We start from the raw sequence: 16,750 nt of genomic DNA, 5'->3' as shown, positions 1-16,750 counted from the left end.
CAAATCGAGGCCGACCGCGCCGCCATGGCGGATGTCGGCCGAACCCAATACCGAGTTGAGACATGAAGAAGGATGACATGATGCGCGGAGCAGACCTGCTGGTGCGATCGCTCGCCGCCGCCGGCGTGACACGGATCTTCGCGCTTTCGGGCAACCAGATCATGCCCGTGTTCGACGCCTGCCTCTCGGAAGGCATCAAGATCGTGCATGTCCGGCACGAGGCGGCGGCCGCCTACATGGCCGAGGCGCATGCCCAGATCACCGGCGAGATCGGGGTCGCGCTGGTCACGGCCGGGGCGGGCTTCGCCAATGCCATCGGCCCGCTCTTCACCGCCAGGGCGTCGGAGACGCCGCTCTTGCTGCTCAGCGGCGACAGCCCGGTGGCACAGGACGGGCGCGGCGCCTTCCAGGAGATGCGGCAATCCCCCATCGCGGCGCCGCTGGTCAAGCTGACGCTGCGGCCGGGCGAGCCGGCGCAGCTCGGCGAGGCCACCGCGCGCGCCATCCGGACCGCGCTGTCGGGCCGGCCCGGCCCGGTCCACATGGCCCTGCCGTTCGACGTGCTGACCGAGGACGCGGCGCCCGGACGCGTACCGCAGGCCGGTGCGTTCCACCGTCAGCCCGCCGCACCCAGCGACGACGTGCTGCGCGAGATCGGCACCCGGCTCTCCGCCGCCGCCCGGCCCGTCATCCTGTGTGGCCCGTCGCTGAACGCCACCCGCACTGGCGAGCTGTGCGACGCGCTCTCCGCCGCACGGGACGCGCCTGTGATCGTGATGGAAAGCCCGCGGGGCCTGAACGACCCGTCGCTCGGCGCCGTGAAATCGGTCATGGCCGAGGCCGACCTGGTCCTGCTGCTCGGCAAATGCGTGGATTTCACCACCGCCTTCGGCGCAGAGACGGCGTTCTCGGCCGACGCCCGGTTCATCCAGGTCGACGCGGGTGTGGAGGAACGCGACCGCGCCCACCTCAACCTGCGAGACCGGCTTGACGCGAGCCATGCCGCGGACCCGCGGGACACCGCGCGCGCCCTCGCCCAGTACCCGGGCGGCGGCAGTGACCGCAGGCACTGGAACAACCGGGTCGCGGACAGGCTCGCAACGCGTGCCGCGCCCTCTAACGGCGCGCGGGGCATCACGCCGGCGGAGATCTGCGCCGCCGTCCAGCGCCGCATTGATGCCGCCGGCGACGCGGTGCTCGTCGCGGATGGCGGGGAATTCGGGCAATGGGCGCAGGCCTGCGTGAGAGCGCGGCGCCGGATCATCAACGGTCCTTCCGGCGCGATCGGCGCGGCCCCGTGCTATGCCCTGGCCGCGCGCGCCGCCCGCCCCGGCGCGACGGTCTTCGCGCTGATGGGCGACGGCACGGCGGGCTTCCACCTGGCCGATTTCGAGACCGCCGCGCGACACGGTCACCCCTTCATCGCCGTCATCGGCAACGACCGGCGCTGGAACGCCGAGCACCAGATCCAGCTGCGGGAATACGGGGCCGGCCGTCTCATCGGCTGCGAACTGAGCGGGGCGCGCTACGACCTGGCGGTGGCCGCCCTGGGCGGCTACGGCGAGCATGTCACGTCGCTGGAGGAACTCGACGGCGCGCTGGAGCGCGCCGAACGCAGCGGGCTGGTGGCCTGCATCAATGTCGAGATGGAAGGCCTGCCTGCCCCGACCCTGTGACCGGAGCGGCCCGACGGAACTTCAACCCATCCGCAGGTCGGAAGGGGGTCATGCCCGGCTACGCCGCCGGGCCGGGCACGATCCCTGCGCCCGGCTAGCTTCTGGGCTGAACGGGAAGTGCGCAGCAGTCGGACGCGATGACGAACGCCGACCGCGCGACAGCCTCACGCGTCGCCCCGCCCCCTGAAACCGGTCGCCACCACGAACTTTTCCGAACTGTCCGAGCGCGACGCCGGCGGCTTCACGTTCTGGACCTTCTCGAACTTCTGCTTGAGGATCTGCTGCAGGCCGCCCTCGGTGCCGCCCGCCAGAACCTTGGCCACGAAGGTGCCGCCCGGGCTGAGGACGTCGAAGGCCAGATGAGCGGCCGCCTCGCACAGCGCGATGATCCTGAGGTGGTCGGTCTGCTTGTGCCCGGACGCGGCCGCGGCCATGTCCGACATCACAACGTCGGCCTCGCCGCCCAGCCAGTCCTTCACCTTGAGGTCGGCGTCGTCCTCCATGAAGTCGAGCTGGTGGATCTCGGCCCCGGCGATCGGCTCGACCTCCTGAAGGTCGACGCCCAGGACGGTGCCCTGCGCCTTGCCGGATTTCTGGCCGAGCGCGTTGACCCGCGCCACCGCGACCTGGCACCAGCCGCCGGGCGCGCAGCCGAGATCGACGACCCGCGCGCCCGGCACGAGGAAGCGGAACTTGTCGTCAAGCTCGAGGATCTTGTAGGCCGCCCGGCCGCGATAGCCCTCGGCCTTGGCGCGCTTTACGTAAGGGTCGTTGAGCTGCCGCTCGAGCCAGAGCTTGGAGCTCATCTTACGGCCGCGCGCGGTCTTGACCTTGACGGTCAGGTCGCGCTGCCCGCGCCCCGAGGTGTTGCCGCGCTCCGCGCCGGTCTTCTTGGGTGTCTTGGCCATGCCGGGTCTCCTGTGCCGAGCGCCCCGACTATGCCAAGCATGGGTGACGGGGCAAGCCCCGGCAGCGGGCCGACCCCTTCACGCCCGCGGGATGCGGGGGCGTCCACGCCCCCGCTCCCTTGTCTCAGGCCCGGCGCCGGCGCCGGCCGCCCTCGCGGCCGCCGCGCCCCTCGCCCGCCGCACCGGCCGGGCGGTTGAAGCGGATCCACTCGCCGCCCGACGGGTCGTTGTCGGTCAGGAAGTTGGCGGCGCGGATCGCGGTCATCTCGCCGCCCGGCTGCGCCTCGCGCGAACCGAGGCCGAACAGCTTGCAGAAGGTCTCGTCGTCCATGTCGGCTGGAACCTCGACGCCTGCCGCGGCCAGCTCGGCCTTCTTCTCGGCGATGCGCGACAGAGGCGTCGGCAGCGCGCAGGGGTTCATGATGGCCGAGGTCATGCCAGAGGCGATCGCCATCGGCAGGAAGGCGTTGTTGATGCCGTGCCGGTTGGGCAGGCCGAAGGAGATGTTCGACGCGCCGCAGGTGGTGTTGACGCCCAGCTCGTCGCGCAGGCGGCGCACCAGCGCGAAGACCTGCAGCCCGGCCGTGGCCATCGCACCGATCGGCATGACCAGCGGGTCGACCACGATGTCATGCGCCGGGATGCCGAAATCGGCCGCCCGCTCGACAATCTTCTTGGCCACCGCGAAGCGCACCTCGGGGTCTTCCGAGATGCCGGTGTCGTCGTTCGAGATCGCCACCACCGGCACGTTGTACTTCTTGACCAACGGCAGAACCAGCTCGAGCCGCTCCTCCTCGCCGGTGACCGAGTTCAGAAGCGGCCGCCCCTGCGCGGCGGCAAGCCCGGCCTCGAGCGCGGCCGGGACCGAGCTGTCGATGCAGAGCGGCACGTCGACCAGCCCCTGCACCAGCTCGATCATCTTCGTCATGAGCGGCGGCTCGGTCTCGTTCGGGTTGGGGTTGGAGTTGTAGACCACCCCGGCATTCACATCGAGCATGGTGGCGCCGCAGGCGACCTGCGCCAGAGCGTCCTTCTCGACGGTCGAGAAGTCGCCCGCCTCCAGTTCGGCGGCAAGCTTCTTGCGGCCGGTCGGGTTGATCCGCTCGCCGATCACGCAGAACGGCTGATCGAAGCCGATGATCGCGGTTTTCGTCTTCGATTCAACGATCGTACGGGTCATTCTTCATCCTTGGTTCCGGCCATGTCGGCCTGTTCTGTTCAGAGCGCGGCGGCCCGCGGCGCGGCGCCGCGCTGGGCGGCGAGCCAGTCGGCGCTGGCCTGGATGCCGCCGAGCGGGAAGATATGCGCCTGCTCGAGGCCCAGCCCCGGCTCGGCCCGGGCGGCGGTGGCCAGCTCGGCGGCGAGATCGTCGGGCGCGTAGGGCACGAGCAGCTTGGTCACGTCCATCGCCCTCTTCTGCAACACTTTCAGCGAGGGACCAACCCCGCAGGCCATGGCGTACTTGATCAGCGTCTGCAGCTTGGCCGGGCCGGCGAGGCCGACATGCACGGGAAGGTCGATCCCGGCTTCGCGGATGGTGCGCGCCCAGTCCAGCACCGGCGCCGCCTCGAACACGAACTGCGTGACCAGCGCCATGCGCGCGTCGCTGCGGTTCGCGAAGTCCTGCTTCCAGCGCAGCGCGTCGCGCAGAATGGCGTCGCCGCCATCGCGGTCGATGTCGCGGTTGCCCTCGGGGTGGCCCGCCACGTGCAGCCGGGTGAAGCCGGCGCGGTCGAACTCGCCGGTCTCGAGCAGCTGCATGGAGGAGTGGAACTCGCCGCGCGGATCCGCGATGCCGCCGGCCAGAACCAGCGCTTCGCGCACCCCGGCCTCGCCCTGGTAGCGGGCGATCCAGTCGGCAAGCTGCGCCCGGCTCTCGATCGAGCGGGCCGGGAAGTGTGGCATGACCGAAAAGCCCTCGCCCGCGATGCGGGCGGCGGTGGCGACCATGTCCTCGATCGGCGTGCCGTCGATATGGGCGATGTAGACGCGGGTGCCCTCGGGCAGGATGGCGCGGAAACTCTCGACCTTCGCGGCGGTGCGCGGCATCACCTCGATCGAGGCGCGGGCGGTGAAATCACCGCCGGAAACGGGCGCGGGGGCCGCGCGGCGGAAGGTCAGCAGGGACATCAGCACCTCCTTGAGGGCACGCTTCATTCGCGCCCGTGGTTGTCGATCAGCGCCTTGAGCCGCGCCGTGTCGTATTCGGCCTCGACCCGCTCGGCGGCGATGCGCGCCGCCTCTTCGGGTTCGCCCTCGATCTCGCCCCAGGGCGCCTTGCGCCATTCGGCGAGGTAGTCGTCCGTGCCCGCCGCGCCGGATTTCATCGCGGCGCGGTCGATCGCCTGCTCGAACCGCTCCGAAAGCGGCACCTTGGTGCCGCGCCGGCCCTTGCCGACGATCACCTGCGCCGGCATGTCGCGCCATAGAACGAGCGTGATTTCAGGCATCTCGTCTTCTCCTCGCTTCCGCTGATACCCTGTCGCATGGCGCCGCCGGGGTCGATTTTCGACCACTTGGCCTTGGCCTGCGACGCCGCCTCCTTGTGGCAGGCCGGCCGGCCCGTCGCCAGAGCGCCAAACCCCCGAAATCTCGATGATCGTGATGAGTCACGTTGCGGCCCGGCCGGTGACAATGCTTGCGCGGTTGCCGCCGAGCCCCTACCCTGACGGTAACTCGAAATTGGAGGGCGTGTTCATGACGCCCATGCGTCCCGACGGTGCGGGCGCGTTTCCGAAGGCGGTGAAACAACCCGCGCCACCCCCGGATCCGGGCACGCTCTACGCAGCGCTCGATCTGGGAACCAACAGCTGTCGGATGCTGATCGCCCAGCCCAAGGGCAGTCAGTTCCACGTCGTCGACAGCTTCTCGAAGACGGTCCAGCTGGGCCACGGGCTCGAGCAATCGGGCCGGCTTTCGCGCGCCTCGATGAACCGGACGATCGGCGCGATCCGGATCTGCCGCCAGAAGCTGAGCAAGCATGGCGTGAAGCGGATGCGGCTGGTCGCGACCGAGGCCTGCCGGCGCGCCAAGAACGGCCGGGCCTTCCTCGCGCAGGTGCAGCGCGAGACCGGCCTCAGGCTCGATATCATCAAGCCCGAGGAAGAGGCGCGGCTGGCCGTGATCTCCTGCGCGCCGCTGGTTTCGACCCGGACCGAGCAGCTGCTCGTCGTCGATATCGGCGGCGGCTCGACCGAGCTGGTCTGGATCGACCTGTCGAACGTGCCCCGGCGCGAGCGGCCGAAATCGATCATGCGGCTGCATTCGGGCTTCCGGCAGGATCCCGGCCCCTTCGCCGCCGCCAAGGTGGTGGACTGGATCTCGGTGCCGCTGGGCGTGGCGACGCTGCGCGACCAGTTCCACGACGTCGAGGACGATTCGGCGCGCTTCGCGTTGATGAGCTGGTTCTTCGAGGAAAGCCTGTCGGAGTTCGCCCCCTCCGCGGCCGAGCAGGCCCGAGAGGGGTTCCAGATCATCGGCACCTCCGGCACCGTCACGACCGTGGCCGCCAGCCATCTCGGCCTCAGACGCTACGACCGCAACAAGGTCGACGGGCTGCGGATGACCTCGGACCAGATCGACGCGGTGATCCGCGACTACCTCGCGCTCGGCCCCGAGGGGCGGCGCGCCGATCCGCGGATCGGCAAGGACCGGCAGGCGCTGATCATGTCGGGCTCCGCGATCCTGCAGGCGCTGATGCGGCTCTGGCCGACCGACCGGCTCTCGGTGGCCGATCGCGGTCTGCGCGAAGGGCTGCTCTACGCGCAGATGAGCGCCGACGGCGTGCTGGAGGACGGACCCTACTGAAGGGCCCGTCCGCCGGCTCTCAGCGGTAGTAGAGCGATTTGCCGTTCCGGAAGACCTGCACCTTCTCGGGGGCGACGGTCATGTGGACGTGCTTGTTGCGCAGGTCGCCATGGATGCCCGGCAGCTTGGCGATCACCGGATCGGCGCCGTTCACCTTCTGGAAGTAGAGGATCGTCACCTCGCCCAGCGACTCGGTGAAATCGACCTTGCCCTCGAACAGGTAGTCGTCACCGGCCTCGAGCTCGATCATGTCCTCGGGCCGGACGCCGACATTGACCGCGGCCCCCATGTCGGCCTCGGTCGAGGGCGCGTTCGACACCGCCACGCCGCCGCCCTCGAGCTTCACCGTGGTCTGCGCCCCGGTGCCGGTGATCTTGCCCGGCAGCAGGTTCATCGCAGGCGAGCCGATGAACTGCGCCACGAACTCGTTCTCGGGCCGCTCGTAAAGCTCGAGCGGCGTGCCGACCTGGGCGATGCCCTTGTTGGCCAGCACCACGATCCGGCTCGCCAGCGTCATCGCCTCGACCTGGTCGTGGGTGACGTAGATCATGGTCGAGTCGGGCATCGACTCCTTGAGCTGGGCGATCTCGATCCGGGTGGCGACGCGCAGCGCCGCGTCGAGGTTCGAGAGCGGCTCGTCGAAGAGATAGACCTTGGGGTCGCGCACGATCGAGCGGCCGATGGCGACGCGCTGCCGCTGGCCGCCCGAGAGCGCCTTGGGCAGGCGGTCGAGATACGGCTCCAGCTGCAGGATGCGCGCGGCCTTGGTGACCGCGGCATCGATCTCTTCCTTCGACTTCTTGGCGAGCTTGAGCGCGAAGCTCATGTTGTCGCGCACGGTCATGTGCGGGTAGAGCGCGTAGGACTGGAACACCATGGCGATGCCCCGCTGCGCGGGAGGCACGTCGTTGACCACCTGCCCCTCGATCTCGAGCGTGCCGCCCGAGATCTGCTCCAGCCCCGCGATCATCCGCAGAAGCGTGGACTTGCCGCAGCCCGAAGGGCCGACGAAGACCACGAGCTCGCCCTTCCCGATCTCGAGGTCGATGTTCTTCAGGACCTCGACGGATCCGCCATAGGTCTTGGCGACGTCTCGAAGCTTCAATTCGGCCATGGGCTCCCTCCCCTGCTCTTCACTCAGTCGCCCGGTCGCTTCAGCGCCAGGCAGCATTGCCACGGGCCGAGCCGGACCAGCCCGTTCTCGGCCTTCGTCACCGCCCCCAGATCGGTTCCGATCGGGGCCCAGGCGCCTTGCGGCAGCGGCACATCGGCCTCGGCCACGCCCAGATTGAAGGCGCAGAACACCGTCTCGCCTTCCCAGCTGCGGGTGAAATGCAAGACGTCGCCGCGCGAATGCACGCCGTCATGCTCGCCGCGGGCCAGCGCCGGGTGGGCGTGCCGCAGCGCGATGGCCCGGCGGTAATGATGCAGCATCGCGTCCGGATCGGCCTCTTGCGCGGCCACCGACAGCGGCAGGTGCTGCGGCGAGACCGGCAGCCACGGCTTGCCCTCGGAGAAGCCGCCCAGCGGCGCGTCGTCCTGCCAGGCGATCGGCGTGCGGCAGCCGTCGCGCCCCTTGTACTCGGGCCAGAACTCGATGCCGTAGGGGTCCTGCAGATCCTCGAAGGCCACCTCGGCCTCCGGCAGACCCAGCTCCTCGCCCTGGTAGAGGCAGACCGAACCGCGCAGGCACATCAGCATGGTGGTGTAGACCCGCGCCGCGGCGTCGGTCAGCCCCCAGCGGGTCGGGTGCCGCTCGACATCGTGGTTCGAGAAGGCCCAGCAGGGCCAGGCGTCGGGCGCCGAATGGCTCAGCCGCCAGAAGGTGTCGGCCGCCGCGGCCGCGGTCAGGCGCTGCGGCTGCAGCATCTCGAACGGGTAGCACATCTGCACCTTGTCGCCGCCCGATGTGTACTCGGCCATGATCTCGAGGCCGCGCTGCGCATCGCCGACCTCGCCCACGGCGGCGGCGCCGTAGGGCTCGAGCTCGGCGCGGAAGCGCCTGAGAAAATCGAGGTTTTCGGCCTGGTTCTTGGAGTAGAGATGCTCCTGCCAGTTATAGGGGTTCACGCCCGGCGCGATCGAGTCGTTGCGCCGCTCGGGCGGCAGCGCCGGGTTGTCGCGCAGCATCTTGTCGGCGAAGTAGAAGTTGATCGTGTCGAGGCGGAAGCCGTCGACACCGCGCTTCAGCCAGAACCGCTCGACATCGAGCAGCGCCTCCTGGACGTCCGGGTTGTGGAAGTTCAGGTCGGGCTGGCTGGTCAGAAAGTTGTGCAGGTAATACTGCATCCGCCGCCCGTCCCACTGCCAGGCCGAGCCGCCGAAGATCGACAGCCAGTTGTTGGGCGGCGTGCCGTCGGGCTTGGCGTCGGCCCAGACATACCAGTCGGATTTCGGGTTGTCGCGGCTCAGCCGGCTCTCGACGAACCAGGGATGCGCCTCGGAGGTGTGCGACAGCACGAGGTCGATCATCACCCGGATGCCGAGCGAATGCGCGGTCTCCACCACCGCGTCGAAATCGGCCAACGTGCCGAACATCGGGTCGACGTCGCAGTAGTCCGAAACGTCGTAGCCGAAATCCTTCATCGGCGAGGTGAAGAAGGGCGAGATCCAGATCGCGTCCACCCCCAGGGAGGCGATGTGCGGCAGCCGCCGCACGATGCCCTTGAGGTCGCCGATCCCGTCGCCGTCGCTGTCCTGGTAGCTGCGCGGATAGATCTGGTAGATCACCGCGCCGCGCCACCATTCGGGGTCGCGGGGCATACGGGAAACGGCGGCCCCGTCGGGGGCGGAGGCGGGGTTGGTCATGGCAGGGGAATCCTCATTTCACGGAGCCTGCAAGCAGGCCGCGCACGAGGTATTTCTGCATCGCGAAAAACACAACCAGCGGAACCGCGATAGAGACGAAAGCCGCCGTCGCGAGGATCTCCCAGTTGCCGCCGCGGGTGCCCAAGAGTTCGATGATCTGCTTGGTCATCACCGTGGTCTCGCCGCTCGCGTCGATCAGGAACACGATCGCCACCAGCAGGTCGTTCCAGGTCCACAGGAACTGGAAGATCGCGAAGGAGGCCAGCGCCGGGAAGGACAGCGGCAGGATGATCTTGGTGAAGATCTGGAAGTCGGTGGCGCCGTCGACCTTGGCGTTCTCGATGATGTCGCGCGGCAGGCCGACCATGTAGTTGCGCAAGATGTAGATCGCCAGCGGCAGGCCGAAGCCGGTATGCGCCATCCAGACACCGAGGTATCCCTTGCCGATGCCGATGCCGTTGTGGAACTTCAGAAGCGGGATCAGCGCCAGCTGCAACGGCACGACCAGCAGCCCGACGATCGCCGCGATCAAGAGCGCGCGGCCCGGAAAGTCCATCCACGCCAGCGCATAGGCCGCGAAGGCCGCAACCAGGATCGGGATGATCGTGGCCGGGATCGACACGGTCAGCGTGTTGAAGAACGCCTTCGACATGCCCTCGATGTTGGAGGGGTCGAACAGCATGTTGTCGTAGTTCTCGAGCGTGAACTCGGGCGGCGTCTCGGCGCTGACGAAGACCCGCTGGCCACGGCCCGACATTTCTTCCTCGGAGGTGAAGACGTAGTCGCCATTGGCCTCGACGGTGATGATCTCGCCGTCGCCCATGTCGGCCACCTCGCCCGGCCCGAAGGCGCTCACCGCGCGCGAGGAGGTGCCGTAGGCGGTGATGTCGAGCGGCTCGATCCCCTCTTCGGCGAAGAGGTTGCCCGAAACGGTGTAGAGCCCGTCGATCAGCTCGGCGTCGTCGCCGCCCGCCGTGCGCAGCGTCAGGGTCTGCTCGGTGGGCAGCATCGATTTCCACCAGCCGGACGACGCGATCTGGTCGCCGCTGCGGAAGGACGAGACCAGAAGGCCCAGCGTCGGGAAGACCCAAAGCGCCACCAGCGCCACGACCGCGATGTTGACCGCCCAGGTGAGCGAGGATTTCTTGCCGGCGATACTGTCCATCAGCGCATCTCCTTGCGGGCGTTGTAGACGTTCCAGACCAGGATCGGCGTGACCATCAGCATGATGACCATCGCGCCGGCCGAGCCGACGCCCCAGTCATTGGCGCGGAACAGCTTGTCGTACATGTAGTTGGCCAGCACCTGCGTCTCCCACTGGCCGTTGGTCATCGCGAAGACGATGTCGAACACCTTGAGCACGATGATGGTGATGGTGGTCCAGACCACGACGATGGTGCCGACGATCTGCGGCATCTTGATCTTGAAGAAGATCTGGAACGGGTTGGCGCCGTCGACGATGGCCGCCTCGACCGTCTCCTCGGGAATGCCGCGCAGCGCCGCCGAGAGCAGCACCATGGCGAAGCCGGTCTGGATCCAGATCAGCACGATCATCAGGAAGAAGTTGTTCCAGAAGGGAATGGTCAGCCAGGTCTGCGGCTGGCCGTAGGGAAAGTCGGTGGCGAAGACCGCCACGATCTGGCGCAGCATGAGCAGCGCCAGAAGCGCCATCAGCGCCACGCCCAGCAGCCGCAGCGCGCCGAACACCGCGCCGGGGCTGCGTCCCTCGCGGCCGATCACCGGCTTGAGCAGCGACCAGCCCAGCGCGACCGCGCCCACCGCGAGCGACAAGAGCAGCAGCGCCGGAACGAGGCGCAGCCAGATGAAGGAGCCCGGGCCGCCGTCGAAGCTCAGCCACACCGCGTTGAGCACGCCGATCTGCTCCTGCCCCGCCGCGCGGGTGTCGTAGATCAGCTTGAAGATCACCGCGGCGCCGACGAAGGAGATCGCCATCGGCATGAAGATCAGCGACTTGGCGAAGCTGCCCCACTTGATGCGGTCGGTGAGCTGCGCGGCCAGCAGGCCGAAGGCGGTCGAGGCGGCCGGCACCACGATCAGCCACAGCAGGTTGTTGGTGAAGCCTTCCCAGAACTTCGGCTCGCTCACCATCTGGCGGTAATTGGCGAGGCCGACGAACTCGTAGCCGCCGCCGCGCACCCGCTCGGTCAGCGACAAGCGCAGCGTCTCGAACACCGGGTAGGCGAGGTAGAGGCCCAGCGCGAGCAGCGCGGGCAGCAGGAACAGCCAGGGCCGGATCATGTTGGCGCGGTTGATGTTGCGCCCGGCATTGGCGCCGCGCGGCGGGAACAGCACCTTGTCGAGAAACAGGTTCGACAAATAGAAATAGGCGACGCATCCGCCGACCCCGATCACGATGGTGAGCAGTCCCTGTAGAGCCGGATTCATCGCGCCCTCCCCCCTGGATGTACCGAAGCGGCCGCGACGCGAGTCACGGCCGCCCCCTTATCGTTACACGCTTATTTCAGCGCGTCCCAAGAATCTTGGATCTCGGAAGCGACGCTCTCGGCGCTCTCGCCGCCGGCATAATCGACCATGCCGGTCCAGAACGATCCGGCGCCGACACCGCCCGGCATCAGGTCCGACCCGTCGAAGCGGAAGGTGGTCGCCTCGAGCAGGATGTCGTTCATCTTCTTCAGCGTCGGGTCGCCGAACACCTCGGTGTTGACCGTGGTCAGCGGCGTCAGGAAGCCGGTCTGCGCCATCCAGATCTCGTGCGCGATCGGGGTCTGCAGCCACTCGATGAAGACGTTGGCGGCATCGGAGGCCTCGGTGATGGCAAACACCGTGCCCGCGCCCAGCACCGGCTGGCCGAGATCCTTCTCTTCATAGGCGGGGAAGTAGAAGAAGTCGGCATCGGCGCCGATCTCCGTGCCTTCCGGGAAGAAGGTCGGGATGAACGAGGCCTGGCGGTGCATGTAGCACTGCGGCGGCGTGTCGAAGAGACCCTTGGGGCTGTCGCGGAAGTCGGTCGAGGCCACGGCCGCCTGGCCGCCGGCCACGCGATCTTCCTCGATGAAGTAGCCGAACTCCTCAATCGCCGCGATCACCTCGGGGGCGTCGAAGGGCATCTCGTTGCTGACCCACTGGTCGTAGACCTCGGGCGGCTGGGTGCGCAGCATCAGGTCCTCGACCCAGTCGGTCGCGGGCCAGCCGGTGGCGCCGCCGGAGCCGAGGCCGATGCACCAGGGCGTCTCGCCTTCCTCGACCATCTGCTCGGTCAGCGCCTTGAGCTCCTCCATGCTCTGCGGCACCTCGTAGCCCGCATCCTCGAAGTTCTCGGGCACGTACCAGACAAGCGACTTCACGTCGGCCTTGTAGAAAAAGCCGTAGAGGTCCTCACCGCCCTCGGGGCCCTCAAAGGTCGCGAGGTCCACCCAGGACTGGCCCGCCGCGTAGTTCTCGGCGATCCAGTCGCCGGTGCCTTCCGGCATCGGCTCGACGAAGCCCAGGGCCGCCAGCTCGCGCAGCAGGCCCGGCTGCGGGAAGACCGCGATGTTCGGGGCCGACCCGGCCTCGGTGTCGATGCGGATCTGCGTCTCGAAGCCGTCCGAGCCGGTGTACTGCACCTCGGCGCCGGTCGCCTCCTCGAAATAGGCGAGCATCGATTCGAACAGCGTCTGGTCGCCGCTCAACCAGGGGCCGAACACGGTCAGGGACTGGCCCGACAGGTCATGCGCATCGGCGAACTGGTTGTAGCTGTCCCAGTTGAAGCCCCCCTCGCCCACCGGAAACTTCAGGTCCTGCGCGGCCGCCGCGCCGGCCGTCAGGGCGAGACCGGCGACGCTCGCCAGAAAAGTCGTCTTCATGTGTAACCTCCCGTCACGGCGACCCGCGGGCCACCTCTTGTCGTTCCACGCGCCAAAGGCAACACCAAAGCGCTTTGGACTTCGCCAGCCTCGCCCAGCCGTCACGACCTGTCAATGCCGACCGTGCAAAGCACGCCAAGTTTCGGCGGCTTAGCTGACCTTCCGGGAAGGCAAACTGCGCTTTGACCAATCGCATTCCGCAGCGTAGTGTCCGAAGGACTTCAAAAGCGCTTTGGACGGCAGTGCCGCGATGAATCTCAGGGAACTCTCCAGCTTGCTCGGGCTGAGCCAGACCACGGTGAGCCGGGCGCTGAACGGCTACAAGGACGTCAGCGAGGCGACGCGGGCCCGCGTGCTGGCCGCGGCCAAGGCGCATGAGTACCGGCCCAACACGCGGGCGCAGGCGCTGGCCACCGGCCGCAGCCGTGCCATCGGCCATGTCATCCCCAAGATCTCGACCCACGCGATGGTCAACCCGATCTTCGCCGACTTCATCGCCGGCGCCGGCGAGACCTACAGCCAGGCCGGCTACGAGATGCTGATCTCGGTCGTCGACGTCGACGACGAGGCGCGCGCCTACCGTTCGATCAAGGCGCGCGGCCTCGTGGACGGGCTGATCGTCAGCGCGCCGCGGATGAACGATCCGCGGATCGAACTGCTCGACGAGATCGGCCTGCCCTACGCCGTGCATGGCCGCGCCACGGGGACCGAGCGCCCCTATAGCTGGCTCGACGTCAACAACCGCCGCGCCTTCAGTCGCGCGGCCGAGTTCCTGCTGGATCTCGGGCATCGCCGCATCGCGCTGATCAACGGCCACGAGGAGATGGACTTCGCGCATCGGCGCCGGCAGGGGCTCGAGATGGCGCTGGCCGCGCGGGGCCTGGCCCCGGACCCCGCCCTCATGCGCCAGGACGAGATGACCGAAGGCTACGGCTACCGCGCCGCGCGCGAGATGCTGGCCATGCCCGATCCCCCGACCGCCTTTCTCGTCTCGTCGGTGATCTGCATGCTCGGCGTGCGCCGCGCGGTCGAGGAGATCGGCCTGACGCTCGGGCGCGAGGTCTCGGCGATCACCCATGACGACCAGCTTTCCTACCTGCGCGACGACGGGCCGGTGCCGGCCTTCACCGCGACCCGCTCCTCCGTACGCGAGGCTGGACAGCGGCTGGCCCGGATGGTTCTAGAACGCATCGACGCGCCGGATGCCCCGCACCGGCACGAACTTCTCGAGGCCGAGCTGATCATCGGCCGATCCACCGGCCCGGCTCCGAGCTGAGGCCCGCCATCGAGGCAGAGCATATGGATATCTCGCGCAGCGACTTCCCCGAGGGCTTCCTGTTCGGCGCGGCGACCGCCGCCTACCAGATCGAGGGGCACCGGTTCGGCGGCGCCGGCCGCTGCCACTGGGACAGCTTCGCGCAAGGCCCCGGCAACGTGGTGCGCGCCGAGGACGGCGCCACCGCCTGCGACCATTACCATCGCTACGAGGAAGATCTCGACCTGATGGCGCAGGCGGGCTTCGACGCCTACCGCTTTTCCACCTCATGGGCGCGGGTCATTCCGAACGGCACCGGCCCCGTGAACCAGGAGGGGCTCGACTTCTACGACCGGCTGGTGGACGCGACCCTCGAGCGCGGGCTGCGCCCGTTCCAGACGCTCTACCACTGGGAGCTGCCCTCGGCGCTCGCCGATCGCGGCGGCTGGGCCAACCGCGACACCGCGCTCGCCTTCGCGGATTTCGCCGAGGTCATCAGCGCCCGGATCGGCGACCGCGTCGCCTCGACCGCCACGATCAACGAGCCCTGGTGCGTCGCCTGGCTGTCGCATTTCCTCGGCCACCACGCCCCGGGCCTGCGCGACATCCGCGCGGCCGCGCGCGCGATGCATCACATTCTGCTGGCCCATGGGCTGGCGGTCGAGCGCCTGCGCGGCATGGGCCGGCAGGAGCTGGGCATCGTGCTGAACTTCGAACGGGCGATGCCCGCCAGCGACGCGCCGGCCGACGCGGCCGCGGCCGATATCCAGGACCAGATCTACAACCGCTGGTTCCTCGAGGCGGTCGCCCATGGCCGCTATCCGGAAGGCGCGCTGGCCGGGCTTGCGCCGCACATGCCGGACGGCTGGCAGGACGACATGGTGGCGATCTCGCAACCGCTCGACTGGATTGGCGTCAATTACTACACGCGCTCCCTGATGTGCGCCGCGCCGGACCAGCCCTGGCCATCGGTGGCGGCGGTCGAAGGGCCGCTCGACAAGACGCAGATGGGCTGGGAGATCCACCCCGAGGGGCTGCATCATTTCCTGCACAAGGTGAACGACGCCCTGCCCGGCCGCCCCGTCTACGTGACCGAGAACGGCATGGCCTGGGACGACCGGCCCGCGGCCGGCGCGGTCGAGGATGCCGAGCGCATCGCCTTCATGCAGGCCCACCTCGCGCAGGCCCGCCGCGCCATCGACGAGGGGGTCGACCTGCGCGGCTTCTTCTACTGGTCGCTGCTCGACAACTACGAATGGGCCTTCGGCTACGAAAAGCGCTTCGGCCTCGTGCATGTCGATTTCGAAAGCCTCGCACGTACGCCCAAAGCCTCCTATCACGCCCTGGCCGCCGCACTGGCCCGCTGATTCTGGCCCGCTGACCGAGGAACCTGACAGATGCCCCACCCCGACAACGCCTATTCCCTGGTCGCCGATATCGGCGGCACCAACACCCGGGTTGCGCTGGCCCGTGGCCTCGAGATCATCGAAGGCTCGATCCGCCGCTACGCCAACAGCGAGTATGCCGGTCTGGAAACGGTGCTGCGGCGCTACATCGCCGACGAGGGCGGCGTGGACTGCCACGGCGCCTGCGTCGCGGTGGCCGGCCCGGTGCGCGACGGCCGCGCGACGATGACCAATCTCGACTGGACCATCGACAAGACGACGCTGGCGCGCGCGACCGGGGCCGAACACCTCGCCATCCTCAACGACCTGCAGGCGCAGGGCCACGCGCTGGGCCACTGCGCGCCCGACCACCTGCGCGACATCGTGCCCTTCCCCGCCGCCTCGCCGCAGGCCGCCCGGCTGGTGATCGGGGTCGGCACCGGCTTCAACGCCGCGCCGGTGTTCGAGACCGACACCGGGCGCTACGTGACGCCCTCCGAATCCGGCCACATCAACCTGCCGGTCGCCAGCGAGGCCGAGCTGCGCCTGGCGCAGTTCGTCTCCACCGCGCATGGCTTCCCGGCGGTGGAGGACGTGCTGTCGGGCCGCGGGCTGGAGCGCGTCTATGCCTGGCTCGGCGCCGAGGCCCACGACCCGCGCGAAAAGACCGCGGCCGAGGTGATGGCGGGCTGCACCGACGGCAGCGACCCGCGCGCGGTCGAGGCGGCGCGGGTCTTCGTGCGGTTCCTCGGCGTGGTGGCAGGCAACCTCGCCCTGGTGCAGCTGCCCTTCGGCGGCGTCTACCTCGTCGGCGGCGTGGCGCGCGCCATCGCTCCGCATCTGCGCGATTTCGGCTTTGCCGAGGCCTTCCGCGACAAGGGCCGCTTCGCGGGCTTCATGGGCAATTTCGGCGTCGCCGTGGTTGAGGACGACTACGCCGCGCTGATCGGCTGCGCCGCGCATCTCCAGGGCCTCGCGCTGGGGGACCGCAGCGCCTGACCCGGCCGCACGGCCCGGGCGGCCCTTGCCCGGACCGGCGACCCTGCGGCCACACCCGGACCGGAGAACCGCTCTCCGGCCCGGG

At 68.8% G+C, this 16,750-nt stretch carries 14 protein-coding genes; 5 read left to right on the top strand and 9 right to left on the bottom strand.

Annotated features, from left to right (window positions below):
• Positions 1–77 precede the first annotated feature (77 nt).
• Positions 78–1,676, top strand: coding sequence for a thiamine pyrophosphate-binding protein (locus BLT43_RS01250; RefSeq protein ID WP_242652174.1), 1,599 nt, complete (start codon positions 78–80; stop codon positions 1,674–1,676).
• A 164-nt stretch (positions 1,677–1,840) separates the two neighbouring features.
• Here the strand turns inward: BLT43_RS01250 and BLT43_RS01245 are convergent, their stop codons facing one another.
• The 4 genes from BLT43_RS01245 to BLT43_RS01230 all read right to left on the bottom strand — a co-directional run bounded on the left by BLT43_RS01245 (position 1,841) and on the right by BLT43_RS01230 (position 5,034).
• Positions 1,841–2,584: an RlmE family RNA methyltransferase gene (locus BLT43_RS01245; RefSeq protein ID WP_090109383.1), complete on the bottom strand. Its 744-nt coding sequence runs from the start codon at positions 2,582–2,584 to the stop codon at positions 1,841–1,843.
• Positions 2,585–2,708: 124 nt separating this feature from the next.
• A complete protein-coding gene (locus tag BLT43_RS01240) occupies positions 2,709–3,764 on the bottom strand; it encodes a methyltetrahydrofolate cobalamin methyltransferase (protein WP_090109381.1) in 1,056 nt (351 codons plus the stop codon).
• Between the two features lie 38 nt (positions 3,765–3,802).
• Positions 3,803–4,714, bottom strand: coding sequence for a methylenetetrahydrofolate reductase (locus BLT43_RS01235; RefSeq protein WP_165612512.1), 912 nt, complete (start codon positions 4,712–4,714; stop codon positions 3,803–3,805).
• 23 nt (positions 4,715–4,737) lie between these two features.
• Positions 4,738–5,034: a virulence factor gene (locus BLT43_RS01230; RefSeq protein WP_090109377.1), complete on the bottom strand. Its 297-nt coding sequence runs from the start codon at positions 5,032–5,034 to the stop codon at positions 4,738–4,740.
• A gap of 247 nt (positions 5,035–5,281) precedes the next feature.
• Here BLT43_RS01230 and BLT43_RS01225 point away from each other — a divergent pair, with 247 nt between their 5' ends.
• Complete coding sequence (locus BLT43_RS01225; RefSeq protein ID WP_090110206.1) at positions 5,282–6,391, top strand: Ppx/GppA phosphatase family protein; 1,110 nt, start codon at positions 5,282–5,284, stop codon at positions 6,389–6,391.
• Between the two features lie 19 nt (positions 6,392–6,410).
• On the opposite strand, the gene BLT43_RS01220 is transcribed toward BLT43_RS01225, so the two are convergent.
• The 5 genes from BLT43_RS01220 to BLT43_RS01200 all read right to left on the bottom strand — a co-directional run bounded on the left by BLT43_RS01220 (position 6,411) and on the right by BLT43_RS01200 (position 13,026).
• A complete protein-coding gene (locus BLT43_RS01220; protein ID WP_090109375.1) occupies positions 6,411–7,505 on the bottom strand; it encodes an ABC transporter ATP-binding protein in 1,095 nt (364 codons plus the stop codon).
• Positions 7,506–7,528: 23 nt separating this feature from the next.
• Complete coding sequence (locus BLT43_RS01215) at positions 7,529–9,154, bottom strand: alpha-amylase family glycosyl hydrolase (protein ID WP_090110204.1); 1,626 nt, start codon at positions 9,152–9,154, stop codon at positions 7,529–7,531.
• Between the two features lie 58 nt (positions 9,155–9,212).
• Positions 9,213–10,364: a carbohydrate ABC transporter permease gene (locus tag BLT43_RS01210; protein ID WP_090109373.1), complete on the bottom strand. Its 1,152-nt coding sequence runs from the start codon at positions 10,362–10,364 to the stop codon at positions 9,213–9,215.
• Entirely contained in the window at positions 10,364–11,605 is a 1,242-nt protein-coding gene (locus BLT43_RS01205) for a carbohydrate ABC transporter permease (protein ID WP_090109371.1), read from the bottom strand. The genes BLT43_RS01210 and BLT43_RS01205 overlap by 1 nt, the downstream gene beginning before the upstream one ends.
• 71 nt (positions 11,606–11,676) lie before the next feature.
• Positions 11,677–13,026, bottom strand: a complete 1,350-nt coding sequence (locus BLT43_RS01200) for an ABC transporter substrate-binding protein (RefSeq protein WP_090109369.1) — start codon at positions 13,024–13,026, stop codon at positions 11,677–11,679.
• Positions 13,027–13,276: 250 nt separating this feature from the next.
• On the opposite strand from BLT43_RS01200, the gene BLT43_RS01195 reads away from it, so the two are divergent.
• The 3 genes from BLT43_RS01195 to BLT43_RS01185 are packed head-to-tail and all read left to right on the top strand — an operon-like array spanning position 13,277 to position 16,665.
• On the top strand, positions 13,277–14,302 hold the full coding sequence (locus BLT43_RS01195; protein WP_090109367.1) for a substrate-binding domain-containing protein: 1,026 nt from the start codon (positions 13,277–13,279) through the stop codon (positions 14,300–14,302).
• 23 nt (positions 14,303–14,325) lie between these two features.
• Positions 14,326–15,648, top strand: coding sequence for a GH1 family beta-glucosidase (locus BLT43_RS01190; protein WP_090109365.1), 1,323 nt, complete (start codon positions 14,326–14,328; stop codon positions 15,646–15,648).
• Positions 15,649–15,678: 30 nt separating this feature from the next.
• A complete protein-coding gene (locus tag BLT43_RS01185) occupies positions 15,679–16,665 on the top strand; it encodes a glucokinase (RefSeq protein WP_090109363.1) in 987 nt (328 codons plus the stop codon).
• Positions 16,666–16,750: the final 85 nt, after the last annotated feature.

It is taken from the genome of Limimaricola pyoseonensis (assembly GCF_900102015.1).
Taxonomy (GTDB): Bacteria; Pseudomonadota; Alphaproteobacteria; order Rhodobacterales; family Rhodobacteraceae; genus Limimaricola; species Limimaricola pyoseonensis.
The sequence above is the reverse complement of the archived record's forward strand: the minus strand, read 5'-3'. Positions and strand labels throughout refer to the sequence as shown.